The sequence below is a fragment of the Bacillus salacetis genome (genome assembly GCF_003581585.1).
GTDB classification, from domain to species: Bacteria; Bacillota; Bacilli; order Bacillales; family Bacillaceae_B; genus Rossellomorea; species Rossellomorea salacetis.
In genome coordinates this window covers 46,217-69,661 of sequence record NZ_QXIR01000020.1, presented here as the reverse complement: position 1 = coordinate 69,661, position 23,445 = coordinate 46,217, and the positions used below count along the sequence as shown (strand labels likewise).

General features: G+C 46.5%; 25 protein-coding genes and 1 riboswitch. Of the genes, 9 read left to right on the top strand and 16 right to left on the bottom strand.

Translation table 11 applies throughout. The features are described 5' to 3' along the window. The first annotated feature begins 271 nt into the window (after positions 1-271). Entirely contained in the window at positions 272-1,441 is a 1,170-nt protein-coding gene (locus D3H55_RS14760; protein WP_119547958.1) for an MFS transporter, read from the top strand. 352 nt (positions 1,442-1,793) lie between these two features. Here the strand turns inward: D3H55_RS14760 and D3H55_RS14755 are convergent, their stop codons facing one another. Beyond that, positions 1,794-1,940 (bottom strand): hypothetical protein, encoded by a 147-nt coding sequence (locus D3H55_RS14755; RefSeq protein WP_205685492.1) that lies wholly within the window; start codon positions 1,938-1,940, stop codon positions 1,794-1,796. A 19-nt stretch (positions 1,941-1,959) separates the two neighbouring features. After that, positions 1,960-2,454, bottom strand: a complete 495-nt coding sequence (locus D3H55_RS24980; RefSeq protein ID WP_240628591.1) for an SRPBCC family protein — start codon at positions 2,452-2,454, stop codon at positions 1,960-1,962. 103 nt (positions 2,455-2,557) lie between these two features. Between D3H55_RS24980 and D3H55_RS14745 the strand changes: the two genes are divergently transcribed. Together D3H55_RS14745 and D3H55_RS14740 are read left to right on the top strand one after the other, a co-directional pair. Beyond that, positions 2,558-2,839 (top strand): hypothetical protein, encoded by a 282-nt coding sequence (locus tag D3H55_RS14745; RefSeq protein ID WP_119547956.1) that lies wholly within the window; start codon positions 2,558-2,560, stop codon positions 2,837-2,839. A 13-nt stretch (positions 2,840-2,852) separates the two neighbouring features. Next, positions 2,853-3,101, top strand: a complete 249-nt coding sequence (locus D3H55_RS14740; RefSeq protein ID WP_119547954.1) for a phosphatase — start codon at positions 2,853-2,855, stop codon at positions 3,099-3,101. Positions 3,102-3,403: 302 nt separating this feature from the next. Here D3H55_RS14740 and D3H55_RS14735 read toward each other — a convergent pair whose 3' ends face one another. From D3H55_RS14735 to D3H55_RS14720, 5 genes are all read right to left on the bottom strand, one after another. After that, positions 3,404-4,213, bottom strand: a complete 810-nt coding sequence (locus D3H55_RS14735; RefSeq protein WP_119547952.1) for a carbohydrate ABC transporter permease — start codon at positions 4,211-4,213, stop codon at positions 3,404-3,406. Between the two features lie 35 nt (positions 4,214-4,248). Continuing rightward, on the bottom strand, positions 4,249-5,130 hold the full coding sequence (locus tag D3H55_RS14730; protein ID WP_205685491.1) for a carbohydrate ABC transporter permease: 882 nt from the start codon (positions 5,128-5,130) through the stop codon (positions 4,249-4,251). Between the two features lie 72 nt (positions 5,131-5,202). Then, on the bottom strand, positions 5,203-6,444 hold the full coding sequence (locus D3H55_RS14725) for an ABC transporter substrate-binding protein (RefSeq protein ID WP_168413108.1): 1,242 nt from the start codon (positions 6,442-6,444) through the stop codon (positions 5,203-5,205). Between the two features lie 690 nt (positions 6,445-7,134). Continuing rightward, a complete protein-coding gene (locus D3H55_RS25270) occupies positions 7,135-7,269 on the bottom strand; it encodes a hypothetical protein (RefSeq protein WP_276310245.1) in 135 nt (44 codons plus the stop codon). 165 nt (positions 7,270-7,434) lie between these two features. After that, positions 7,435-7,902 carry a hypothetical protein gene (locus D3H55_RS14720; protein WP_119547949.1) on the bottom strand — a complete coding sequence of 156 codons (468 nt, stop codon included), beginning with the start codon at positions 7,900-7,902 and terminating at the stop codon, positions 7,435-7,437. A gap of 191 nt (positions 7,903-8,093) precedes the next feature. Here D3H55_RS14720 and D3H55_RS24365 point away from each other — a divergent pair, with 191 nt between their 5' ends. After that, positions 8,094-8,243: a hypothetical protein gene (locus tag D3H55_RS24365; protein ID WP_168413107.1), complete on the top strand. Its 150-nt coding sequence runs from the start codon at positions 8,094-8,096 to the stop codon at positions 8,241-8,243. Positions 8,244-8,463: 220 nt separating this feature from the next. After that, positions 8,464-9,390, top strand: coding sequence for a UDP-N-acetylmuramate dehydrogenase (gene murB / locus D3H55_RS14715; RefSeq protein WP_119548005.1), 927 nt, complete (start codon positions 8,464-8,466; stop codon positions 9,388-9,390). Positions 9,391-9,812: 422 nt separating this feature from the next. Here murB and D3H55_RS14710 read toward each other — a convergent pair whose 3' ends face one another. Continuing rightward, positions 9,813-10,742 carry an acetamidase/formamidase family protein gene (locus D3H55_RS14710; protein ID WP_119547946.1) on the bottom strand — a complete coding sequence of 310 codons (930 nt, stop codon included), beginning with the start codon at positions 10,740-10,742 and terminating at the stop codon, positions 9,813-9,815. Positions 10,743-10,878: 136 nt separating this feature from the next. Here D3H55_RS14710 and D3H55_RS14705 point away from each other — a divergent pair, with 136 nt between their 5' ends. Further along, positions 10,879-11,082, top strand: coding sequence for a hypothetical protein (locus D3H55_RS14705; protein WP_119547944.1), 204 nt, complete (start codon positions 10,879-10,881; stop codon positions 11,080-11,082). A gap of 38 nt (positions 11,083-11,120) precedes the next feature. On the opposite strand, the gene D3H55_RS14700 is transcribed toward D3H55_RS14705, so the two are convergent. After that, positions 11,121-12,161: a GGDEF domain-containing protein gene (locus tag D3H55_RS14700; RefSeq protein ID WP_119547942.1), complete on the bottom strand. Its 1,041-nt coding sequence runs from the start codon at positions 12,159-12,161 to the stop codon at positions 11,121-11,123. Positions 12,162-12,231: 70 nt separating this feature from the next. Next, a riboswitch (cyclic di-GMP riboswitch) is annotated at positions 12,232-12,318 on the bottom strand. 274 nt (positions 12,319-12,592) lie between these two features. Between D3H55_RS14700 and trhO the strand changes: the two genes are divergently transcribed. Beyond that, positions 12,593-13,564 (top strand): oxygen-dependent tRNA uridine(34) hydroxylase TrhO, encoded by a 972-nt coding sequence (trhO, locus tag D3H55_RS14695; protein WP_119547940.1) that lies wholly within the window; start codon positions 12,593-12,595, stop codon positions 13,562-13,564. A 778-nt stretch (positions 13,565-14,342) separates the two neighbouring features. Here trhO and D3H55_RS14690 read toward each other — a convergent pair. Continuing rightward, positions 14,343-15,152: an RDD family protein gene (locus tag D3H55_RS14690; protein ID WP_119547937.1), complete on the bottom strand. Its 810-nt coding sequence runs from the start codon at positions 15,150-15,152 to the stop codon at positions 14,343-14,345. 137 nt (positions 15,153-15,289) lie between these two features. Here D3H55_RS14690 and D3H55_RS14685 point away from each other — a divergent pair, with 137 nt between their 5' ends. Then, positions 15,290-16,261: a stage II sporulation protein M gene (locus D3H55_RS14685; protein ID WP_119547934.1), complete on the top strand. Its 972-nt coding sequence runs from the start codon at positions 15,290-15,292 to the stop codon at positions 16,259-16,261. 72 nt (positions 16,262-16,333) lie between these two features. Here D3H55_RS14685 and D3H55_RS24360 read toward each other — a convergent pair whose 3' ends face one another. From D3H55_RS24360 to D3H55_RS14660, 6 genes are all read right to left on the bottom strand, one after another. Next, positions 16,334-16,486: a hypothetical protein gene (locus D3H55_RS24360; protein WP_168413106.1), complete on the bottom strand. Its 153-nt coding sequence runs from the start codon at positions 16,484-16,486 to the stop codon at positions 16,334-16,336. A 90-nt stretch (positions 16,487-16,576) separates the two neighbouring features. Then, positions 16,577-17,857 carry a DUF58 domain-containing protein gene (locus D3H55_RS14680; protein WP_420808755.1) on the bottom strand — a complete coding sequence of 427 codons (1,281 nt, stop codon included), beginning with the start codon at positions 17,855-17,857 and terminating at the stop codon, positions 16,577-16,579. Positions 17,858-17,882: 25 nt separating this feature from the next. Continuing rightward, positions 17,883-18,812 carry an AAA family ATPase gene (locus D3H55_RS14675; RefSeq protein ID WP_119547932.1) on the bottom strand — a complete coding sequence of 310 codons (930 nt, stop codon included), beginning with the start codon at positions 18,810-18,812 and terminating at the stop codon, positions 17,883-17,885. Then, the gene (locus tag D3H55_RS14670) at positions 18,775-19,941 is read right to left on the bottom strand and encodes a DUF4350 domain-containing protein (protein ID WP_119547929.1); all 1,167 of its coding nucleotides are present in this window, start codon (positions 19,939-19,941) and stop codon (positions 18,775-18,777) included. The genes D3H55_RS14675 and D3H55_RS14670 overlap by 38 nt, the downstream gene beginning before the upstream one ends. A gap of 12 nt (positions 19,942-19,953) precedes the next feature. After that, positions 19,954-20,595 (bottom strand): DUF4129 domain-containing protein, encoded by a 642-nt coding sequence (locus D3H55_RS14665; RefSeq protein ID WP_119547927.1) that lies wholly within the window; start codon positions 20,593-20,595, stop codon positions 19,954-19,956. Positions 20,596-20,677: 82 nt separating this feature from the next. Next, positions 20,678-21,631, bottom strand: coding sequence for a hypothetical protein (locus tag D3H55_RS14660; RefSeq protein WP_119547924.1), 954 nt, complete (start codon positions 21,629-21,631; stop codon positions 20,678-20,680). Between the two features lie 306 nt (positions 21,632-21,937). Between D3H55_RS14660 and D3H55_RS14655 the strand changes: the two genes are divergently transcribed. Next, positions 21,938-23,302 (top strand): FAD-binding oxidoreductase, encoded by a 1,365-nt coding sequence (locus tag D3H55_RS14655; RefSeq protein ID WP_119547922.1) that lies wholly within the window; start codon positions 21,938-21,940, stop codon positions 23,300-23,302. Positions 23,303-23,445 lie beyond the last annotated feature (143 nt).

Sequence of the window (23,445 nt, the reverse complement as noted above, 5' to 3'; positions counted from 1 at the left end):
TTCATTTGTGAATTGGCTGCCTTTCATTTTAAAGGATACCTTAAAACAATTTCCGATACATGCGACAAATGGAAAACTCATGGATACACATCCCTTTTCCATTAATTATTTTTATGATTGATGGAATGGGCATGTAAGCGCAACCATATACTAATCCTGCCAAAACTCCCCTTGTATCCATTTTTGGCCAGGCGTATAATGACTTCTTGGATATAATAAACAGTAATTATTAATCATGAATCTACATACATAAGGGGGATTTCTTCATTATATGAAGAAGAAACAATCTTGGCTGTCCGTTCAGTTCTTTGTCATCATGTTTACATGGGGTATTTTCATTCCATACTGGACAGCATGGCTCGTGGAAAGTAAAGGATTTTCAATCGCAACTGCTTCTTCCCTTGTCGCTGCCGGCATGATTGCCCGTTCGTTCTCAAGTTTTTATTTATTCCCGACACTCAGCCAGCGGTTTCCACTTGGAAAGCTCGCAAGAATTCTGGTGGCTGCATCCGGCGTTTTGCTGCTGCTGTTCTTCCCGCTCAGTTCCTTTTTCGGAATGATGGCATGCATGGTCCTTTTCAGCCTGGTCTATCCTATGCTGATGCCGCTTGTTGAAAGCATGGCCGCCGTCATGATGAAAAAAGACAGCATTGATTATGGAAAAAGCAGATCCTGGGGATCAATCGGATATACTTCCGCCCTGCTTTTAGCCGGTGTGATCACGTCGGTTTACAGTGAAGGAGCCATCATCTACATAATGTTTGCCGGGATCATCACGATCCTGCTGTCTTCATTGATGAAGCTTCCTGAATCCATGAGCGAGCCCCGCGGTCAAGAAAGAATGTCTTACCGCAGTTTGTTGAAGTCAAAAAAATTCATGCTGGCCATGGGTATCGTGATTTTTACGATGGGAACCCACGCAGCTTACTATAACTATGGCGTATTGTATTTGAAAGAGCTTCATGTCAGCAACATGTATATCGGCGTCCTGCTGAATGTAGCTGTCATTGCAGAGATCCTGTTCTTTGCTCTTTCTGACAAATTTTTAAAAAGAAAATCGATTTCGGTCATGTTCATGACCGCCAGTTCAGCCGCCATCCTGAGATGGACAATGCTGTTCATGTTCCCGAGTGTCGCGATGTTCGTTGCAACGCAGCTGCTTCACGCATTCACCTTCGGACTCACTCATTATGCGTTCATGAGGCTGGTCTATGAGGAACTGGAAAGCAAGGACCTGCCTGCCGCCCAAGGTGTCTACACAGCACTTGGCTCCGGCTTAAGCACTGCTGTCTTGACGTTTGTCAGCGGATTCCTATACGAGTATGCATCAGGATATGCCTTCCTCGGTATGGGAATAGTGGCGATTCCAGCAGTGGTGATCGGCGGAATCATGTTTGTTAAATACGAAAGGAAGCCTGTTGTGCAGAGGGCTTTTCGTTGATAGAAGGAAAACCAGTCCGAGTTGGGCTGGTTTTTTTGTGGGGGAAGTGCATTGATGGGGTCTGGCGCCTGCACGGGGTTGCTTTCGGCGGGGTTGTGAGAACTTTCGGCGAAACCGGCCTCCCTTACGGCGGTTTCGGGTGTGCTTTCGGCGAAACAGTCCTTACTTACGGCGATTTCGTGGATACTTTCAGCGAAAAAGTCCTCCCTTTCAGCAACTTAATGAAACTCACTCAAAAAAACCCAGCTCGCAGTCTGGGCAGGGGGTCCTATCGACGACTTTTCAGTATCAACGAGTTCTGTACTTCTATCATCGACTTTGGCCATTCTATCGACAAGCCGGGGCATTTCTATCAATCCGCTGTCCCTTCTTCTGCAATCTTTTTCAACTCAACTGCCCGGCCAGCAATGAAGTTCCTCATATATTTTTCCAAGAAGAGTTTGTCTGCGAGGCTGCCGAGCGGACCCAGAGGGGATTTATACTGAAACCTGTCAATCATAAGGGTTCCGCCTTCTTTTTCAATGGCTCTTTTCGTAAACTTTGTTGCTATTCAATATGAATTTCAAATAATATCCTGTTAATCGCCGTAAAAACCCCGGTGAGCAGGAAAGAAAAGAGCTGCTCGTTCTTTTTTGGGAGTAAAACCTTTGTATACAGGGGAAAAATCCGGCACCTGGGATTTTTCCGAAAGCAACAATATATGCGAAAACAGCCTTTTCAATAAACTGATGTGTATGTTCAAAGGAATGAAACGCACCCTTGACCATGATATCGACGAACTCTGTTGGTTTTTCCATGGAGGTCACTTTGGCGGTGAGCCTTTGTTTTATTCCTAAGTGTACGGCTTCCCAGGTAACAATGTCCCCCTCTTCCAGCAATCCTTCCGTCACCCCGCCCACTGCTTTTTCCTTCGTCTTCGATGTAGTTTGGGTGTGGACGTCGATACTCCGGGCAAGGTCGAAGCACAGGTTGATTGGGGCTTTTATGAATTGTTGATGGTGGATGACAGGCATTGGTTACTCCCCTTTCAAAAAAATTACAATTTTCAAAATTTTTATATCTTTTCTCTCCGCTCCACGCTATAATTATCTCATCTGAATAAAGGGAGATATCACTTTGAAAAACCTTATCTTTAAGACTTTTGGCGTTCCAAGTTGGAGTTTCTTGATTGGTTTCTTGTTTGTCATTCTGTCCGGTTTTGGCGGGCGGATCGCCTCTTCTCTTTCCAGGCAGGGCAGTGAAGAGGTTTGGATGGTTTCGGAAGAACTGACACGTGCTTGGACCTACATTCCTTTAATCGTTGGGATTGCATTTTTAACCCTGGCTGTCAGTACATTTTCCATCACTTATTATTTTTGGCAGAAGCGCAGAGGGGAATTGGACGCCGGATTGTCTTAAAGGAGAGATGCATATGAAGCATATCACCATTGGATTGGTATTGCTATTATCAAGTGCAATCATGTATAGTGCGGCACTGATCGCAGCCTCCGTATATTCCCTGGTGTTGACAAGGGATGGCGGTGAGGGCTGGAGCACAGAGTATGGAGTTTACGGCACGGCCCTAAGAGAAATTGGCACCCTGCCGATAGCACTCGCGATTCTGTTTGGATTAATCGGCGCGGGTATTGTGATTGATTCTGTTAGAAAAACCAAGATATGAGTACATGACTGCTGTTGAAGCGGTCGTTTTTTTGTTTTTCCCGCGGGTGAGTATTCGGATGCATTGTGATAAGGGGTGGTGCTTCTATCATCGAGTTTGCGGGTTCTATCATCGAGTTCCTCTCTCCTATCAACGACTTTCTCGTTCTATCAACCACTTCCCCTCTCCTATCAACGACTTTGCGGGTTCTATCGACGAGTTTCGCACTCCTAACAACGACTTTGCACCTTCTATCAACGACTGCTTTTTTCACGATACGCAAGCAGCAAAAAAAGCCCGGACCAAAGTCCGGGCTCCTCTATTTACCCCTTCAATGACCCAGCCATCATGCCGGCAACGAAATAGCGCTGCAGGAAGATGTAGGCGATGACCATTGGAGCTGATGCAATGATGACGCCTGTGAACAGCATCGGGTAGTTGGTCATGTACTCGCCTTGGAATTCAAGCAGGGCGAGCGGCAGGGTTTTGTAGTCGCTGTCGGTGATGAACTGCAATGGGTACAGCAGGTCGTTCCAGTTCATGACGAACAGGAAGATGGCTGTAGCCGAAATGGATGGCAGTGACAATGGAACCGCGATTTTCCGGTACATCTGCCAGTTTGAGGCGCCGTCGATCCGGCTCGCTTCAAACAGTGTGCTCGGCAGTGATTTCATGAACCCGGTTAAAATGAAGACCGCAACAGGCAGAGTGACGGATATATTGACTAAGATCAGTCCTGTCAAACTGTTGGTCAACCCAAGGTCAAACACGAGCTGGTACAGCGGAATCATGTTTACCTGAGCCGGGACCATCATCCCAAGCGTGAACAAGCCGAACAGGATCCTCCCCGGCCAGCCGGACATGCGCGTGATGGCAAATGCGATCAAACTTGAGAAGAACAAGGTCATCCCTACGGAAATCAGTGTCACGATGACGCTGTTCCAGAAGTAGGTGCTCATGGACTCCTCCGTGAACATTGTCAGGTAATTATCAAAACCAAAGCTTGCCGGCAGTCCCAGTACATCTTTGTACATTTCGGAAGTTGATTTGAATGTGGCAAAGAAAATCACTATAACGGGAATGATGATCAGCAAGGCATAAATGGCGCTTAGAACGCCTTTCGTCAGCTTCAAGAGCTTCCCCCTCCTTATTTATCTCTATAGAAAAATCAGCCCGCTGCTCTGTCGGACCGCAGCACTTTGAATTGAAGGATCGTTATGATGGCGATGACGATCATGAATATGACGGATTCCGCTGAAGCATATCCGAATTTAAAGCTTTGGAATGCCGTTGAATAAATCAGTGTAGCCAGAATTTCGGTTGCGTAGTTCGGGCCTCCGCGCGTCATGGCAAAAATCAGGTCAAAGGCCTTGAATGACTGGATGGTCGTATAGGCGACAACAATGGTAGCTGCCGGGGCGACAAGCGGCCAGGTTACGAAGCGGAATCGCTGCCATTTGGAAGCTCCCTCGATTTTGGCTACTTCGTATAAATCGTTCGGTATGTTCTGCAGCCCGGCGACGAAGATGATCAGCATCTGTCCGGTATGCATCCATACTTGGACAACGGCGATCGAGAAGATGGCGATATCCTGATCCCCAAGCCAGTTGTATGTCAGGAATTCGAGATTTGCTTTTTCAAGCAGCGTATTCAATATCCCGAGGCTCGGGTCATAGACAAAGGACCAGATGAATGCCACCGAAACGGATGACAGGATGGTCGGGAAGAAGTAAAGAGCTCTTAGTAAGATGTTGGTCTTGGTGTTTTTGACAAGGTAAAGGGCAAAAAGAAGCGAGAATGCCGTTTGGAAGATAACGACGAACAGCATGAACTTCAAGTTATTCCCGAATGCTTTTATAAAGATTGAATCATTGGTAAAAATGTTTATGTAGTTATCCACTCCGACAAAATTATACTGCGGCGTCAAACCGTCCCAATCCGTGAATGAATAGAACAGGGCGCTTAACGTCGGATAGATAAAAAAGATCGAATATAGTATCAGGCCCGGCAGGACAAACAAATACAGGACTTTATTTTTCTTGAGATCCATGGAACCCCCTCCTCCTAAACTCCGAAACATATTTTAATAGGGAAAGAGTCAGCCTCCCTCCCTATCAAAACGTTACTTTGTCTTTTGGTTAACGATTTCCTGGGCATTCTTTGCGGCTGTTTCCGGACTCTCCCCGCCAAGGACATCCTGGATTGAAGCGATGACCGCTTTTTCCACGTCAGCATCAGGAATCAGGTAACGAGGCTGGAATCGGGTGTTTTTGTCCATCCAGTCCGCGGCAGCCTTCAATGATTCGGATTCATAGTTGATATCCGGGATCGTCAGGAACTGGCCGGTTTCATTGGCATAGTACTCCGCATTTTCCGGCTGTGACAGGAAGTCGATGAATTTCTTGGCTTCTTCTTTGTGCTGGGACTTGCTGTTGACGGCAAGCATGAAGGTCGTTGTATGGATCCCTTCAAACTGTGCCTCGTCGGCCGGCACTGTAATCGGTGCAAGCAGGCCGAGCTCAAGGTCAGGATTCAATTCCTTGATGTTGGCCATTGCATATGAACCGGATGCCAGCATCGCGGCTTCTTCCTGGGCCACCTGGGCAATGGCCCCCTCGTGCTTCATACCAAGGGCATCCTCGCCAATATAGCCTTTGTCCATAAGCTCCTGGAATTGAGCCAGTGTCTTGACCCACCACTCATCTGTTAGTTCTGTTTCTCCGTCCATCAACTCCCCGAATACACCTTCAGGGGCGTTGTTCATCATCATCGGGTTCATCATCTGTCCTGGACCGATGTCAGCCCCTGGGAATGCGATCGGGGTGTATCCATTTTCCTTGAGTGTCTCGCATAGCTCCAGGAATCCTTCCCAATCGTCCGCTGGCTCAAGGCCCAGTTCATCGAACACGGTTTTGTTATAGACCGGCTGGTTGTAGACAAGCTGCAGCGGGAGCGCCAGCTGTTTATCCCCATCCTGTCCGGCTTCAAGCAGGTTCTCATTGAAGTTTCCGACAAGGTCCTCGCCTGTCAAGTCTTCAAACAGACCGGCTTTCTTGATGACTTCGAATTGTGATCCCGGGAAGGCAGTGAAAACATCGCCTGTGGAACCGTCGCGGAGCAGTGTCTGTGCGGTCGACTGATATTTTTCAGAAGGATAGACCGTCATTTCGACTTTGATATCCGGGTTTTCCTCTTCAAATCGACTGATCAATTCCTTGAATGCATCGGAGTCCTCCCCGCGCCAGTGGATAAAGCTTAATTCCGTCTCTCCGTCGCCAGAACTGCTCTCTGAAGAAGAACATCCTGCCAGGAAACTTGAAACCATAAGAACGAACATGAGCAATAATGATAGCTTCCTTTTCATATAAAGATCCCCTTTGTTTATAAGTTTTCTATCTGGGTACTGTATTGGTGTTAATAGTTTGCTGTAGTAAAGATTCCGGGAAGTTGAGTCATGAGGTGAAAGAATGACTGAGCATTCAGTCGACAGGTTATGTAGTGTTCCCCCCTTTCTTTTATATGCCGACAAGTTTATCCACTTTCATTTTCTTATGTAAAAATTGCAGGCTTTACCTATGCATTGCCGGTCTGTAATTACTTCATTACCCCTCTCCTAATTATGTAAAACATGAATTTTCAAAAAAGTTAAATATATGACAATTTTTTCATTTCTTATGCGGGAGCGCATTGAGCAGACCGGCAGGCATTAGACGATCCGGAGGAAAGGCCGCTCTAGATGATACAGCCGTACAGATTGAAGGGTCTCTTCGGGAGGCATAAGGGTGAAGAATGAATACCTGTACAATAGGCTGTTTTCGCATATATTGTTGCTTTCAAAATATCCCAGGTGCCGGATTTTTCCCTGTATACAAAGGTCTTACTCCCTAAAAAGAACGAGCAGCTCTTTTCTTTCCTTCTCACCGAGGGATTTTCCGACGATATATTAGGATATTAGTTGAAATTTATAATGAATAGCAACAAAGTTTACGAAAAGAACCATACAATAAAAAAGAACCAGTCCATTTATGGGCTGGTTTTGTTCAAGTGGTTGAAGTTATTTCTTTTTTAAGCCCATGGGTGAAGGTTTACTGCGGTACACACGATTTGCGGATAAATCTTCTCCGCTCTTCTCAACTCGTTTGGCGTCGTTTTCAAACATTTCGCGCGCTTTCATAAACAGCATTGTCACAGTTTCTCACCCTCCTTTGAAAATGTTAGTTTCTAGATACCCGGATTTTGGATGGTAAAACCTGTTTTTAGAAATTTTTTTATTAATCAAATGTTTGATTAATACTCTTGAAATTTGCTGCTCTAACTGGCATACAGTTATGGCTTTCCTGAAAGCAGCCTAATGTTAAAAATTATAATCCCAGAGAACCTTCCACTCGCCTTTTTCCAGGACAGCATAACAGGTCTGGCTGATCTCCATGATGCCGAATTGGCTGTCGTATTTCATGGTCACTTCCGCCTCTGTCACATCCTTGAAGACAAGGCCGTCTGAAGTCATTTTCCACTCTTCAAGCTTCTTCATTTTCCCGACTTCAATATCAAACGTTTCGACGCCCATATGCCCCAGGAAGACATGGTTTTTTGTTTGGATATAGGAAGATTTCTTGAAGCGCTTCTTCATTTCAGAATGAAACAGTTCCCATGAATTTCCGAAGTCGCCGTCTTGCTCATATTCATAGAATTTTTCAATCACGGTCTCCGGGGAGTCCGGTGGTGAACTGCCTCCCGCGCAGGATTTCAGAACGAGGAACACGATAAAAATAAGGACTAAACCGAACGCCAATAAAGGAAGTGGCGATTTTCTTCTCCGCATGGTAATCTCCTTCAAAGAGTGCCTTGGTTTAATCGTATGACAAGTTCTAGCAGTCTATGATTTGAAATATCCATAAGCCTGTGCCAACTGTTTCCTATCCATATGTCGAAAGGCCACTTTTTCACTAAACCGTTTAAATGTCATGGAAAATGTTTATATAATAGAAAAAACAACACGAGGAGGCCATTCCATTGAAACCCTTGAGCAAGGTTCGTCATTTCTGGCATCAATTCATGCTTGGCTATCACAACAGTGTTTTGGAAGGCTGTCTGGATCAAACCCTGAAAACCAAGATCAAAAGCAAGATTGAATACCACCGTTTGAGAATGGTGGAAGATTAAATTTACGGCGGTCAACTTCCTGGTTAGCCGGAGTTGATCCTATACATATTTTATTCGAGTATAATCTTCATTTGAATTTTTTACAGATTGTATTAAGATGTAAGTTGTGTAAAATTATTTCTCTGTCCAACGTTTACCTTTGGGCGTGGTTAGGCATATACTTATAGAAGCAAGGCATTTGCCTACAGGGGAAATAAAACTTGAAATGGGAATGATGTCAATGATCGAAAATAAGAAAATTCATGATAAATTGCTTGAAGTGGTTAAGACTGAAAATATTAAAGTAGATGAAATGCTCAGGGACCATCTTTATACGAAACTTGGCGGGAAAGCTGATTTCTTCATTACACCGACAACGTACCAAGAGATACAGAACGTCGTGAAGCTTTCCAATGAGGAGAACATTCCATTTACATTGTTAGGGAACGGGTCGAACCTGATTATCAAGGATGGGGGCATCCGCGGAATCGTCATCAATTTAAAGCATCTTGATGATATCTCCATTTCATCTGAAGGAGCGACCCTTGTCGCCCAGAGCGGTGCGCGGATCATTGATGCCTCCCGCCGCGCCTTGGCTGAAAGTCTATCAGGGCTTGAGTTTGCCTGCGGGATCCCCGGGACGGTAGGCGGTGCCCTTTACATGAATGCAGGTGCGTACGGCGGTGAAATCAAGGATGTCCTCGATTACGCGTATGTGGTTGATAAGGAAGGAAACCTGGTGAAGAGGCTGGCATCCGAGCTCGATTTGGATTACCGGACGAGCAATATTCCGGAGAATGGGGATATCGTGCTGGAAGCGACGTTTAAATTGAAGCCTGGTAACTATGCGGATATCAAAGCTGTCATGGACGACTTGACGTACAAGCGCGAGTCGAAACAGCCGCTGGAATATCCTTCTTGCGGCTCAGTCTTCAAGCGGCCCCCAGGCTATTTCGCCGGGAAGCTGATCCAGGACAGCCAGCTGCAAGGAACGAATATCGGCGGTGCCGAGGTTTCCACCAAGCATGCAGGGTTCATCGTGAACAAAGATAACGCGACGGCAAAAGATTATATCTCGTTGATCGAGCATGTCCAGAAGACGGTGAAGGAAAAGTTCGATGTGGAACTTGAACGTGAAGTGCGGATCATTGGCGAGGATTTAGAATAGGTTGTAGAAGGCGGTTTTCTCTTATGTGAAGAGGGAACCGCCTCTTTAGTGCTTTAAAGCAGTCGGGGACAGTCCCCGGTTGCTTTAAAGCGTTAAAGGATGGACCTGCTCCCCTTTCGACATATTTCCCCGGAAATTGTAAGAATTTTTGTTGTTTATATTGTGTTTAAGCACGGGTATTAAGTTTATATATAAAAACTAGGCCAAAAGCAAGGCGGTTCTTCATCGAGAAATTCACATCCATTACAAATTCAAAGGAGAGCGATTCTTATGAAGATTAAAGTGAAAAGCTGGAGAATGCTTACCCCGCAGGATAAACTTTTCATTCTGAAAGCAATCAGCCAACGGTCCCAACTGAAGCAAAGTGCCTAAAGGAATTTTGCTGGATTACACTAGTCAATGGCCGGCCTAGTTATTTATGTTCACCCTCTGACTTCTTCGTCTCCACTACTTAAAAACCCTGGTTTCCCTACTTTGTCTACTATATAGCGCGGCACAAAAAATCTCGCTGTCATGAGCGGGTCCACTATCTGGGAAATTTGCGATTGGCCTGCAGCACTGAACAGCATTGTAAGTTCGTTCAGAGTCAGGTTTGTCTGCGGAAGGAATGTATCCACCATGATTTCGACTGCACTTTTAGCTGCCTCGTCCACTGTTTCCTTAGAGACGATGACAGCAAGACCCTCGTCGGTCTCCACAAATGGATAAGGAATCGAGGAGCCTATCAACACCTCAAGTGTCACTGTTACTTTACCGGGAATCTCGATTCCGCTTACACTTATTTCACCGTCCCCCATCGCGGCGTGGAGGTCTCCAAGCCCGAACAGAGCCCCTTCATGGAAAACAGGCAGATACAAAGTACTTCCCTCTGTAATCAGCTTCGTGTCCATATTCCCGCCATGGGGTCCGGGAGTTCCATTGGAAATGGCACCATCATCCGGCGCTACCCCTATGACACCGATCATGGGATTCAGCGGAAGACTGATATCTTCATTGAATACCGCCTTATCGTTGTGGATCGGGATAATTTTTATTTCTGATTCCTTAATCCGGTGTCCCACCACACCCAGACCTGGTTCTACCATCATCACTCCCCTGTCTCCCATTTCGATTTTTTCAATTTTCACTTTTAAAATATCTCCAGGCTGTGCACCTTTTACATAGACCGCACCAGTGGCCGGGTTGATTTGATCCCAATCCATTGCCTCGAGTACAGTATCTTCTGAAGTAATCTGGTTCTTAAAGCAGTCATAGGTTTCAATCGTGAGGCTGCTTCCAGATTCCACTTTGACAGAAGCCTGATTTTCTTTGCTGAATGCATAAAAATAATGATCCTTTGTGACTTTTTGCATAGCAACCATCCTTTTTTTCTGAATTTTTCATTACTTTACCATATTTTTTCAGAAACAAATAGTATTTCGTTCACGTTTACCCAGGGGAACATCGGGAAAGTAATAGTTGAGATGATATTTGAAAGGAGACAATCCAGTGAAAAACTTTCGTGTAGAATTCCATTTTGATCATGACAAGCCCGTTTCTTTTTTTATAGAAGATGAACGTACAGAAGCAACCGTACTTCATAAGATCTTCGGAAATGATTCGGATCACTTTGTTTTCAAGGAGAACAATGTGCTTTACAGAATTCAGTTAGGAAAAGTTACGCATGTGACGGTTACAGAGGCACAGGAATAAGAAAAAGCAGTCTGGAAATGGCTTCCGGACTGCTTTTCTCATTTATTAATGGAAACCACTCGGTTCCTTCCCCTGTTCTTTGCTTCGTATAAAGCTTTGTCAGCCCTGTTTAAAAGGGTATCCAGGGTATCGCCTGCCAGCCGTTCCGTTACACCGAAGCTGGCTGTCAGTGTATCAAGATGTTCAAATTGATTTTCTGAGATTTCCTTCCTGATTTTTTCCGCCAGGAGATAGGCATGCTCGAGGTCCCGGTCGTTCAGTATCAGCATGAATTCTTCGCCGCCCCAGCGTCCGAGAAAGTCTTTCTCCCCTATCACTTCCAGCGTTTTCACTGTGAATTCCTTCAGTAATCGATCACCTGCTGTATGGCCGTAGGTATCGTTGATTTGCTTAAAGTAATCAATATCCAGGTATATAATGGCCAGCTTCTGCTGCTTGTCCAGTGCGAGAATCAGTTCCTGGTCGATTTTCCTGCGGTTTGGCAGCCCCGTCAGGTAATCCGTGTTGGCCATCTCCTCCAGAACTTCTGCTTTGATGTAATTTTGCTTGACGGTCTGAAGGAAAAAGAGGGTCACTATGAAGACAAGGTTCGCAAAGAAGTAGTGGACGAGTACATACATTGCCGGCGTTCCGATTAATACAGGCAGTTTATATAGGGCTACCCCAAGAAACCATACGTAAGTGGAAATGGTCGTAAGAAGAGCCCACTTGGTGTTCAGGAGGAAAAATAAAAACATGTAAAACATCGGCATCCAATAAGTGAACGGCCCGAGTGTCATCGTGCGTTCCAGTTCAAAGCTGACTGCATGGGTGAACCTGATGGCACTTACTATGCAGATTGCTATGACCATGATCTTTTCCGATGTTTCAATCCAGCTTTTCTTAAAAAAGACGATCAAGGTTGATATGAAGAATAAGATGACCAGAATCGGCAGTAATATCAAATTAAGGTCATCGGGTGACTCTGCATTTACTTCTTCATACCACCCTAAGCATGCGACGAAAAGAAAGACAGGCAGTAAAACAGCATAGAATCTATACTTTAGTTTTTGGATTGACATTGGCATAATATTTGTCATGGTGACTCTCTCCCTACACTACTAATATGAAGCAAGAAAAAAAACGCACTCAAAGAGGGCGCCATACGTAGTGTGCAACTGGCTGGCATATCCGTCCCGGATGGTAGCCCCTGTAGTTTTGCGCCCCAGCCTTTCGACTGATTTGCCCTTATTTTCCATATAAATAGTACTTATAACCTATATCTTACACTCCCGTAATCCGGAAATCAAGAAGGAGATGTGCACTTTAGCGCATTAAAGCAGCGGGGGACAGTCCCCGGCTGCTTTAATGCGTTAAAGGATTACTTCTAAAAGAGGTTATCAATACGTTAATCTGTAATAAAAATTCCCACTAATATTTTTATTGTTTTTTTGCTATAATAGTAAATCGTAAGAGAAATGGCATCTGGCATTTATATCTTGCAAATATAAATTGATAGGTGGAAATGAATATGAGCGAGACAAAACCATACAGAGTCCTTCTGTACTACAATTATGTAACAATCGAGGATCCTGAGGCGTACACAAAGTACCACAAGAAGCGTTGTGAGGAAATGGGCCTTAAAGGACGCATTCTGATCGCTAAGGAAGGAATCAACGGAACGGTTTCCGGTACGTTCGAAGCGACAGAACAATATATGGACATGATGAAAAACGATCACCGCTTCCATGATACAGTTTTTAAAATTGATGAAGCGGATGAGCATGCTTTCAAGAAGCTTAAGGTAAAACATCGTTCGGAATTGGTGACTCTTCGTCTTGAAGATGATATCAATCCTCACGAAATCACTGGTGAATACCTGAACCCGAAAGATTTTTATGAGCAGATTCAACGCGATGATGTTGTCTTGCTTGATGCTCGAAATGACTATGAGTATGATTTAGGACACTTCAGAGGAGCGATCAGACCGGATATCGAAAACTTCCGTGATCTTCCTGACTGGGTCCGTGAAAATAAAGAAATGCTGGAAGGCAAAAAAGTCATCACTTACTGCACAGGCGGAATCCGCTGCGAAAAATTCTCAGGCTGGCTGAAGCGTGAAGGCTTTGAGGATGTAGCCCAGCTGCACGGCGGTATCGTGACATACGGTTATGATCCTGAAGTGCAAGGCGATCTGTGGGATGGACAGCTTTATGTATTTGATGAAAGGATCGCTGTTCCTGTAAACCGCAAAGAGCATGTCGTTGTCGGGAAAGACTACTACAGCGGCGAGCCTTGTGAGCGCTACGTGAACTGTGCTTACCCTCCATGTAACAAGAAAATCCTTTGCTCTGAAGAAAATGAGCATAAATATATGAGAAGCTGCTCTCACGAATGCCGTACTCATGAAGAAAACCGCTACGTGATGGAGCACAACCTTTCTGAAGAAGAAGTGGCAGAAAGACTTCGCAGAATTGAAGAAGAAGATGGCGTGAAAGCGTAAATATAATTCTAGATGAAAGCGTGAGGACCCCGATCCTCACGCTTTTTGTTGATTTCAAGTATATGAAAGTCTTGAAAAAGTAGAGAAAATGTCTTGAGAGGTTAGTTCAAGTACATGAAGGCCTGGAAAAAGTAGAGAATGTGTCTTGAGAGACCCGTTCAAGTACATGGAGACCTTCAAAAAGTAGAAAAAGTGTCTTGAGAGACCGGTTCAAGTACACGATGTTCTGGAAAAAGTAGAAAAAGTGTCTTGAGAGTTCGTTTCAAGTACATGGAGGCCTTCAAAAAGTAGAAAAAGTGTCTTGAGAGACCGGTTCAAGTACATGAAGTCCTTGAAAAAGCAGAAAAAATGTCTTGAGAGCCCGGTTGAAGTACACGAAGGCCTTAAAAAAGTAGAAAAAGTGTCTTGAGAGACCGGTTCAAGTACATGAAGTCCTTCAAAATGCAGAGAAAATGTCTTGAGAGACCGGTGCAAGTACATGAAGTCCTTGAAAAAGCAGAGAAAATGTCTTGAGAATCCGTCTAAAGTACATGAAGTCCTTGAAAAAGCAGAGAAAATGTCTTGAGAATCCGTCTAAAGTACATGAAGTCCTTGAAAAAGCAGAGAAAATGTCTTAAAAGCCCGTTTCTGGTGCTTTCCAGACACTTTTTAATTTAACGCATTAACGCGATGAGGGACTGTCCCTCATCGCGTTAATGCGTTAATAGAGTCGGGGACAGTCCCCTGATACGTTAACGTAACAGGGGACTGTCCCCGAGTGCTTTAAAGTGGTAAAGCATCAAAGCTCGAATTCCCATTCATCCTTGAGTTTGAGATAAAGTACGAGCAAGGTATTTTCAAGTTCCTGCTCGGTTTGTCTTTCTACTTCCATCCCGATTTTTGGGAGGATGATCTCGGCAACCTGCCTGGTCAATACAAGCCTTTGATTCTGTTCCACGTGGGTGAACCGCTGGCTGTAGGTCCTTAGGAGCTTCCACTCTTTCGCGCCCAATGCCCTGAGTGTGCTTTCCTCGATATCCAGGCTGTCCTTGTCGTACCCTCTGGATGCGACTTCTTTCTCGATTGCACTTTTCTTATTCGCTTTCTTCTTCCTTCTTTCATGGACGACAATGGTTCCAGCTGTAATATCGCCAAGACGCTTGTGCTTTCCATGGAAGAACACCATCAGCATTCCCACAAAATAATAAACCGGGAGCATATCGACGATCCTCATGATGTTCCTTATAAAACTTGAGAGAAGCGTGATGCTCTGCCCGTTCTCCTGGATGACCCTGATGCCGATCAATTTCTTCCCCAGCGTCCTTCCGCCGGAAAAAAATTCATATACTAAAAAATAGCCCCAGTTTAGAACAAACATTCCAACGACAACGATGGCAATTGTCCCTGAATAGATTCTCTGGGCTTCCATGTATGGATTTTGGGAAGATATATTCAACACCCACGCCAGCACTACAATCACCAGGATATTGATGATAGTGAGCAGGATCTGGTCGATCAAGAACGCAGCAGCCCTGCTTCCAAGCCCCGCCGTCCGAAACTGGAGCGACACATACTCGGGTGTTTTGATATCTATTTGTTCCTCGCGCATATCCGATTCCTCATTTCCTGATTTTTGTACTATAATAAAGATGACGGAACCATCCAATAATTACATATTTTCCGACAAGTGACAGTCACCACCCGAATTTTGCCGGAAATACAACCCTATTAAAAGCAGGTGTTTTCATGAATTCAAAACAATTCATCCAGCAGCATCGAAATGATTGGAAAGAGCTGGAGGAACTGATTGCAAGCATGCCAAGACGAAAAAGCAAGATCAAAGGAGAGAATATTGACCGCTTCAGCCGGCTTTATCAAAAAGCTGCCCAAAATCTCTCCTACAGCCAGACCTACTATCCTCAAGAAGACGTGACAGCCTACTTGAATGATCTTGTCTCTAAGTCTCATAATCTCTTATACCGCGACCAGGTTTCCAGCTGGAAGCAGATCCGCCACTTTTTCAGTGTCACCTTTATCGGTTTGTTCCTGCAGCAGTGGAAAATGATCCTCTTCGCCATGCTTCTTTTCATCATTGGTGCAGTGGGAAGCTTTTTCTCGGTTGCCGACGATCCGCTTCACATTTATTCAGTGCTGCCTGAAAATATGGCCCAGGGATTCGACCCTGAAAGGCTCGGTGAAAATGAAGGAAGTGTCGATGCGCCGATGATGTCCGCCACCATCATGACCAACAACATCCAGGTCGCACTGCTGGCTTTCGCAGGCGGGATCACATTCGGCCTTCTGACGGTGTACTTGCTGATTTATAACGGCATCATCGTCGGGGCGATCGCCGCTCTATTCTGGCATTATGGTAAAAGCTATGAGTTCTGGGCTTATATCGTACCGCACGGGATGATCGAACTCACCGCGATTTTCATCGCCGGAGGTGCCGGCCTGCTTATGGGCTACAATCTTTTTGCACCAGGCCGCTATTCGCGCGGTTATCAATTAAAGCAGCAGGCAAAACGTTCTGTCCTGCTGCTTCTCGGTACGATTCCTTTATTCGTGATTGCCGGTATCATCGAAGGCTTCATCACACCTTCCACTCTTTCACTGGAAGTCAAATACGTGATCGCCGGATTGACGGTGATCGGTTTGATTGTTTATGTCCTGATTGGAAGTATGCTGATGAAGAAAAATCAAGTTAAGTTCGTATAACCGAACTGCTCTTGCTGGTAAAAGAATTTCCCGGTGCTGATTGAAGCGGAAGGCAGGCGGCCACATTCAGGGTCAGCGGGCGAGCGCGGGCTTCGACTCTGAGCGGCAGCTTCCGCTTTGCTTCAATGCCACAACGGCCGGCGCAACGATGGACAATGCCTCCTCGCCTACAAAGCGGCCAGTACCGGCAGATTTCCGTCTCTCTCCTTTGAAAGAAGTCAACATCGGCTTGCTTCGCTTGCCGAATTTCCTTATCTCCTACTGGAGCCAGCCCAGAGCGCACGCAGCTGAACGGGATCGCTTCCGCTTTTCAGCCTACAGCAGCCCCCGGTTCATAATGTCGATATAGTGAGAGACGGCGGCTGCGGCCAGCTTCTCTTCCCGGGCCTCCGCCATTTGGAGGCCTCTTTTTTCCCACTTCACTTTTTCCCGTTTCTTGATCAGCAGTTGCTTCTGCGCCATGCTCTTGATCATGGTATTCCTGATCGACTCTGGTTCTTCCCCTGCCCGGTTCAGCACTGTCCTGTCTTCTATCCCGAGCATCAAGAATAAATGGCGCTGGCGCAAACGGTGGAGGTACGTCAATGCTCCACCTTCATGCAGGAAGGAACCGACATCACTGAATAATAAAAGCAGGCTTCGTTTCTTCTGCACATTCTGAAGGTAGCTGAGTACTGCTGCATAGTTAGATTCTGCTGAATCCACTTCCAGATTATAAATGCTCTGCAGGATTGTCTGCAGGTGCGCCATTCCTTTAGCAGGCGGTACAAAGACCTTGACGTCTTTCGAGAAAGCCAGCACCGACACATAGTCTCCTTTTTGCAGCGCAGCCGCACTTACCGTCATCGCGGCTTCCAATGCTCTTTCCAAACGGTTGCCTTTCGTCAGCTCGGCTCCCATCATCCGGCCGCAGTCGATCAGAACCGTAATATACTTACCATGTTCAGGCTCATATTCATTCGTCATGACTTCACGCAGCTTGGCCGTCTGCCGCCAGTTGATCATTCTTGGATCATCCCCGACAGCGTAATTCCTTATTTTCGAAAACTCCCCGGCGCCGCTCTTCATTCTGCGGATTTTCATTCCTTCATAAATCAGGAACTGCTGGGCATCCTCAAGGAACCGCTTTGTATCCGTCAGGTCAGGGATCACCTTGACGCTTTCCTCTATTGTAAAAGTCTTTTGCTTTTCCCATAAACCAAGCTTGCTTCGATAGCGCAGAAAAAGTTTTTCAATGGCATACTGCCCGCGTACCGGAGCAGCTGTTTTATATAATAATGTAGACGTCCCTTCCCCGGCGGAGCCTTGCAGAGGAAACGGCCGTTCGAAGGATTGCGGGATTCCATCAACAATTTTATAGGAAAAGGCATGTTTCGATTCGCTCGAAACCTTTACTTGGACATCATATTCCAAGGCACGTTCCATTTCATCCGGCATTTCCCTGCGGACCGAAATCTCCTTTTTACGGGGAGACAGAATCAAATCAAGCAGGCTCAGCAAAAGAAAAGCTAAATCAGCGGTGATGACCAGGGTCCAGGAAATCCCGAAGAACCCGCCAAGGAACAGCAATAAAGACAGAACGGCGATTGACATCATCAGCCGTCCCGTCGGCAGGATTCCTTTATCGCGGAACAGGAACCGCCCCCACAAGTTCTTCAATGATCGTATCAACCGTCGCTCCCTCCAATTCCATGTGCGGCGAGATTTGGATTCTGTGCCGTAAAGCAGGGCGTGCCGTCATTTTAATATCATCTGGTGTGACATAATCGCGGCCGGCCATATAAGCCCACGCTTGTGAGGCTTTGCCGATGGAGATCGCCGCCCTTGTGCTGGCACCGAAACGGATGCTGTCAGTGTCCCTTGTTTTGCGGACGATTTTCATGATGTAGTCGAGGACACTGTCTGAGATTGTGACAGCCGCCACTTCTTTGCGGATGCTTGAAAAAGCCTCCATGGTCAGCGCCGGTTCCACAGCTCCCTGGCTGAAGATTCCTTCGATGACTGATTTCAGCACTCTTTTTTCCTCTTCCAGCTCAGGGAAATCGATGTTCAGTTTAAACAGAAAACGGTCCTGCTGGGCTTCCGGAAGCGGATAGGTTCCTTCGAACTCAATCGGATTCTGTGTCGCCACAACAAAGAAGACGTCCGGTAACGGATATGTTTCACCTTGGATGGTCACCTGCTTTTCTTCCATGGCCTCCAACAGGGCTGCCTGTGTCTTGGCAGGTGTCCGGTTTATCTCATCCGCAAGAAGGATATTGGTGAAAATCGGCCCCTTCAGTGTCTGAAAGGAACTGTCTTTCATATTGTAGATTGTGCTTCCTGTAATATCACTCGGCAGGAGATCCGGCGTGAACTGGATGCGGCTGAAATCCCCGGCCAGCAGCTCTGCCAGCGTACGGACCATCTGTGTTTTTCCCGTGCCCGGAACCCCTTCGATGAGGACGTGTCCCCCTGCCAATACGGCTGAAAGGAGCAGTCTCAGGTTTGTCCGCTGCCCCAGGATACGGCTTTCATATTTTTCTAGTAAGGATGTTAGTTCTGGCTTCATTCTCCTCCACCTCTTTCCTCAGTCGGTCAATTTTTTTCGACCATGATAAGTATTCCTGCTTGCTCATTTTGTCTCTTTGTAAAATATCGGTTAATCCCTTAACGAAGTTCGTGATTTCTTTTTCCGAAACAGATGTCCATTTCCTTGCCAGACCCTCGGTGCTTTCCGTCCATTCCCTTGAGTAGGCAATGCCCCATTTTTCCTGCATGAGCAGTTTGACGTAATCCGCCTGGATGTTTAATGAATCTGAATACCTCTTTCCTCTTCTATACCAGGCTGCCAGCGCACGAATCCGCTCATCACTGAACCTCACGTACTCTTCACGTGCCGTTTCAATCGGTCCAAACCGCTTTCCTTGATGCCAGAGCCATAGGATGAGAAGGATTGCTCCCTGGACGATGAAAATCAGGAACCATTGCGGATAGAGCGTGGCAAAGGTTGAAGCATTTCCGCCGCCATGTATGTATTCATCAAACAGGATGGTGTCTGGATTGACGGTGTTGATGAGAGTCAAAATAAGTGGCAGGTGATCCTCTTCCAAAATGGCTCTGTTCGTCATCCAATCCGGTGCAGTGGCAACGATCAGACTGCCGTCTCCTACAGGACGCTGGATTGCGACCGGACCTGCTTCATCCGAAATCAGGACCTCGTCTTTGTCTGCCGGTTCGATCCGGACGGGAGCCGGTAAATAGGCATTTCTTTCTTCGCCTTGAGGATCCCTTAGCGTCACGGTATTTTCGTCAGCGCCAGCTGGCTCAGACCCTGAAATTTTTATATCAAACATACCGCCGGGGACGGTTTTAAAAAGGAGAATCGTATTTCCTGCCTCCATGAACTCCCGATACCCCGTGGTCTCTTCACTCTCGGGGATAAAATACGGCTCGACCATCACCAGCAGCTTGCTTTCATCTGACTTATCCAATAAATCCGGGGAGTGATCCCAGCGGTCAACACTTCCGAGTTCGTCTTCCAAATATGTAAAAATGGCTTTGGTTCCCATCGGGGCAGGCGAATTGGAGAGGAAGTCCGGATATTCCTTAGGTGCGCGTGATCCGATGATATAGCTCAGCACCGCGAAGGCGAGCAGGATGACGGTGAAGATAATGAGTTTCGATCTGTTTTTTGCCATTCCTTCCCCTCCCTACGCTTCCATTTCCTGCTGGTTTTCGTTCAGCCACTTCATGGCCGTTTCTTTATATGGAATGAATTCCTCCTGCTGAATTTCACGTTCGCCATAGGCTGCCTCGTCAAACTTCAAGGCGAGGGAAAAAAATTGCTCTGCCCATTCCTTGTTCACTTTTTGAAGCTCTTCGTAATACTCCCAGTTCGTCTTCCATTTCCTGGCCTGCAGCCAATCTCTTGCATGGAAATTCAGAAGCAGTGCAAGGAACAGATGGCGGACCGCAAGAGAGTAATTCCCCGCCTCTTCCTGCCTTAGCGATTCACCCAGATGATCTTGATAAGACCAATCCTTTTCCGCAAGGTGCTGCAGCGGCTTTTGTTTCGCCATTTTCCGCTTGTTGATCATCTTTCTGGATACAAAAAACAGGACGAGGAAAAGCACAGCGAGCCCCAGAATGACCAGGACCAGCGTAATCATCGTGCCGCTGCCCTGGGATACTTGATATTCCGGAAATAAATTGTTGAGCCAGTCTATGACGGTGTCCCTGATTTTTTCCCAGAGGCTTTGAAAGAACCCTTGATTTTCCGATTGGTACACAGTGTATTCCCTATCATTCAGGATATCCTGCAGCTCATCCCTGGCATTATTTTCGTTAAGCAAACTGACTCACCTGACTTTCATTAGCAGCATTGGTATTGGAGCCCGGCACAAATCAGCTGTTTTGTACCAGGCACCGCACATACTACTCTTGTTTGTAATCCTCAATCATTTCCTGCAGATCTTCCGCTTGATTTCTGCTCTTCAAGTCAAAGAACATGACAGCCAAGCCGACCGAGGTGATGAGGGATGTAATCATCGTCACAAAATTGAGGATGATGGAGTACAGGACACTATTGCCGAGCGCCAGACCGAATGTGAATTCAAGGGCGGCCGTGACGACCCCTGTGATCAGCATCAGCACCAGGAAAACGCCGAATGCTAGCCAGCCGCGCCCCTTGGAAAGGTTCCAGCTTGTTCCGATGCCAGGTGCTATTTTATCTATCGTGACGACTCCGATATAGAAGCTCCAGCGTGTGACCAAATACCCGATACCCACTGCCGCAGCTAATAGAAGGACGAAGATGAATAGGATTGTCACCAATGAGCCTGCGAACGAGTCGACGGAAAAGGCTTCTCCAAAGCCGAAAGCGAAAATGCCTCCGATTCCAATAATCATGATCGGCACAAAGATCATTCCGAAAATGATCAGGAAGTATAGGATAGAGCTCCCAAGCAAAGCCCAGAATCTTTTGAATGCCTGCTTGATTGCGCTTCCTGCCGTGAACTCTTCATTTTTCCTGACATGGTTGACCCCGATGATGACGGCAGCACTCGCAATGACACCGAATATGGAGCTGATGATGCCAAGGAGCCCGGAGGCCAATCCTGCAAATATGCCTGCACCTGTTACAGGTTCCGCTTCCATCGTTCCCCCTTCTATGCTGCTCAAGAACTGTTCAAACCAATTGTTCCCGGTTCCGGCCACTCTGAAAAAGCTCGTTCCTGCCATCAATTCAAATAATGCCTGAAGCAGATAAATCGGCCCGAGCAATATAAGAAAAATCAAGAAAAAATCTAAAAACCGGTTCTTGCTCAGACGAAAGGTCTGATCCAAAATCTCGCCAAATCCTTTTGGCCTATTAAGCTCTGAATTCATTCTGTAATCCTCCCAAAAGTAAAATGCAAAAATACTCAATATAAAGACTATTTTATCATCTTTATTGGATAAAACCGACCAATTTGTAATAAATTTGTATTTCTGTGTGCTTCACCCCTTTAAAGCACTGGGGGACAGTCCCCTGTTACGCTGACGCGTTACCGCGGTGCTCTACCAGGGGACTGTCCCCCAACCTGTTAACGCGTTAATGAGTTAAACCGAACACCTCCTCTCCAGCCCCAAGTCTGTGCTATGATATTTTACAAGTATAGTAGTTGGAATATTACAAACTTTAGAGGTGGAAAGATGAATACATCGTTAATCAACCAGTTAACTGAGTCAGTGGGCACAGATAAAGTGAGCATAAGTGAAGGGGATCTGTACCGGCACAGCCGGGATGAATCCTCCCATCCTCCAGTTGAGCCGGACGTCGTTGTCTACCCTGAAAGCAAGGAAGAGATCATCGAAATCCTGCGCATCGCCCGGGAGAATGATCTTCCTGTCACTCCCTTTGGAGCGGGATCAGGGCTGGATGGCCATGCTATTCCCATCAACAAAGGAATCTCGATTAATTTTGAAAGGATGAACAAGATTCTTTCTTTTAACCCCGAGGATTTGACGGTTACAGTACAGCCCGGCATCACGAGGAAACAATTGAACAAATCCATCAACCGGCACGGCCTACAGTTCCCTGTTGACCCTGGCGCTGATGCCAGTATCGGCGGTATGACAGCCACAAATGCGAGCGGTACGACTGCCGTTCGCTACGGGTCCATGCGGGACCAGGTTCTGAACCTGGAAGTCATTTTAGCAGACGGTTCTGTCATCAACACCGGAAGCAGGGCAAAGAAGTCCTCAAGCGGCTATAACTTGAATGGGTTGTTCGTGGGGTCTGAAGGGACTCTTGGAATCATGACCGCCATTACCTTGAAGCTGCACGGTATACCTGAACATACCGTCACGGCCCGCTGCACATTCAAAACACCTAAAGCATGTGCGGAGGCCGCCCAATCCATTTTAATGAGCGGAATACAAGTGCTGCGCATGGAGCTCGTGGACGCTGACAGCATCAGACAGGTCAATTTAACCGGCGAACATTCTTTTCCGGAGGCTCACTCGTTGTTCTTGGAGTTCTCGGGGACTGTGGCATCTGCAGAAGAAGATGCGAATCTGACAAAAGAGTTGGTGCTGGAGCACGGCGGAGAAAATTGGGAGAGGGCTGACAGTGCTGCTGAAAGCAACGAGTTGTGGCGCGCACGCCATGAACTGGCCTACTCTTTCAGGCATATAAAAGGAATGGCCAATTCAGGAGGAGATGTCTGCGTGCCTATTTCACAGCTGGCAGATATGGTTGTATATGCCCGCAAGCTGATAGATGAGAGCGGCCTGCTCGGTGGAGTATTCGGCCATGTCGGCGACGGGAACTTCCATACTCTCGTAGTCTATGACCCTGGTGAGTCAAAGCAGGCTTCCGCTTCAGCCCGGATCAATGACCTTGTGGCACGGAAAGCAATCGAAGTCGGAGGCACCTGCTCAGGAGAACACGGCGTCGGCCTCGGAAAAATGAAGTACCAGGAACTAGAGCACGGAGCGGCCTTGTCTGTCATGAAGTCGATCAAGCAGCTGCTTGACCCGGAGAACCGGTTGAACCCAGGGAAGATCTTCTCCTAAAGGGGAATCCATTTGCGCTTTACCGCTTTAAAGCATGTGGGGACTGTCCCCGAGTGCTTTAAAGCGGTAAAGCACGTCTTAATAACAGAAACCAAAAGTGCCCTTATACTGACAAGGGCACTTTCGGTCTTTACAATATGCTT

Excerpts from the sequence above, each read along its gene's own strand:
- D3H55_RS14760 (WP_119547958.1), top strand. The coding sequence starts at position 272 with ATGAAGAAGAAACAATCTTGGCTGTCCGTTCAGTTCTTTGTCATCATG.
- D3H55_RS14680 (WP_420808755.1), bottom strand. The coding sequence starts at position 17,857 with ATGATGTCAATCGCCGTTCTGTCTTTATTGCTGTTCCTTGGCGGGTTC.
- D3H55_RS14720 (WP_119547949.1), bottom strand. The coding sequence starts at position 7,902 with ATGCGGAGAAGAAAATCGCCACTTCCTTTATTGGCGTTCGGTTTAGTC.
- D3H55_RS14725 (WP_168413108.1), bottom strand. The coding sequence starts at position 6,444 with ATGAAAAGGAAGCTATCATTATTGCTCATGTTCGTTCTTATGGTTTCA.
- D3H55_RS14730 (WP_205685491.1), bottom strand. The coding sequence starts at position 5,130 with ATGGATCTCAAGAAAAATAAAGTCCTGTATTTGTTTGTCCTGCCGGGC.
- D3H55_RS24980 (WP_240628591.1), bottom strand. The coding sequence starts at position 2,454 with ATGCCTGTCATCCACCATCAACAATTCATAAAAGCCCCAATCAACCTG.
- D3H55_RS14660 (WP_119547924.1), bottom strand. The coding sequence starts at position 21,631 with ATGAATTCAGAGCTTAATAGGCCAAAAGGATTTGGCGAGATTTTGGAT.
- trhO (WP_119547940.1), top strand. The coding sequence starts at position 12,593 with ATGAGCGAGACAAAACCATACAGAGTCCTTCTGTACTACAATTATGTA.
- D3H55_RS14685 (WP_119547934.1), top strand. The coding sequence starts at position 15,290 with ATGAATTCAAAACAATTCATCCAGCAGCATCGAAATGATTGGAAAGAG.
- murB (WP_119548005.1), top strand. The coding sequence starts at position 8,464 with ATGATCGAAAATAAGAAAATTCATGATAAATTGCTTGAAGTGGTTAAG.
- D3H55_RS14710 (WP_119547946.1), bottom strand. The coding sequence starts at position 10,742 with ATGCAAAAAGTCACAAAGGATCATTATTTTTATGCATTCAGCAAAGAA.
- D3H55_RS14655 (WP_119547922.1), top strand. The coding sequence starts at position 21,938 with ATGAATACATCGTTAATCAACCAGTTAACTGAGTCAGTGGGCACAGAT.
- D3H55_RS14675 (WP_119547932.1), bottom strand. The coding sequence starts at position 18,812 with ATGAAGCCAGAACTAACATCCTTACTAGAAAAATATGAAAGCCGTATC.
- D3H55_RS14690 (WP_119547937.1), bottom strand. The coding sequence starts at position 15,152 with ATGCGCGAGGAACAAATAGATATCAAAACACCCGAGTATGTGTCGCTC.
- D3H55_RS24360 (WP_168413106.1), bottom strand. The coding sequence starts at position 16,486 with ATGTTGACTTCTTTCAAAGGAGAGAGACGGAAATCTGCCGGTACTGGC.
- D3H55_RS14740 (WP_119547954.1), top strand. The coding sequence starts at position 2,853 with ATGAAGCATATCACCATTGGATTGGTATTGCTATTATCAAGTGCAATC.
- D3H55_RS14755 (WP_205685492.1), bottom strand. The coding sequence starts at position 1,940 with ATGATTGACAGGTTTCAGTATAAATCCCCTCTGGGTCCGCTCGGCAGC.
- D3H55_RS14670 (WP_119547929.1), bottom strand. The coding sequence starts at position 19,941 with ATGGCAAAAAACAGATCGAAACTCATTATCTTCACCGTCATCCTGCTC.
- D3H55_RS14700 (WP_119547942.1), bottom strand. The coding sequence starts at position 12,161 with ATGACAAATATTATGCCAATGTCAATCCAAAAACTAAAGTATAGATTC.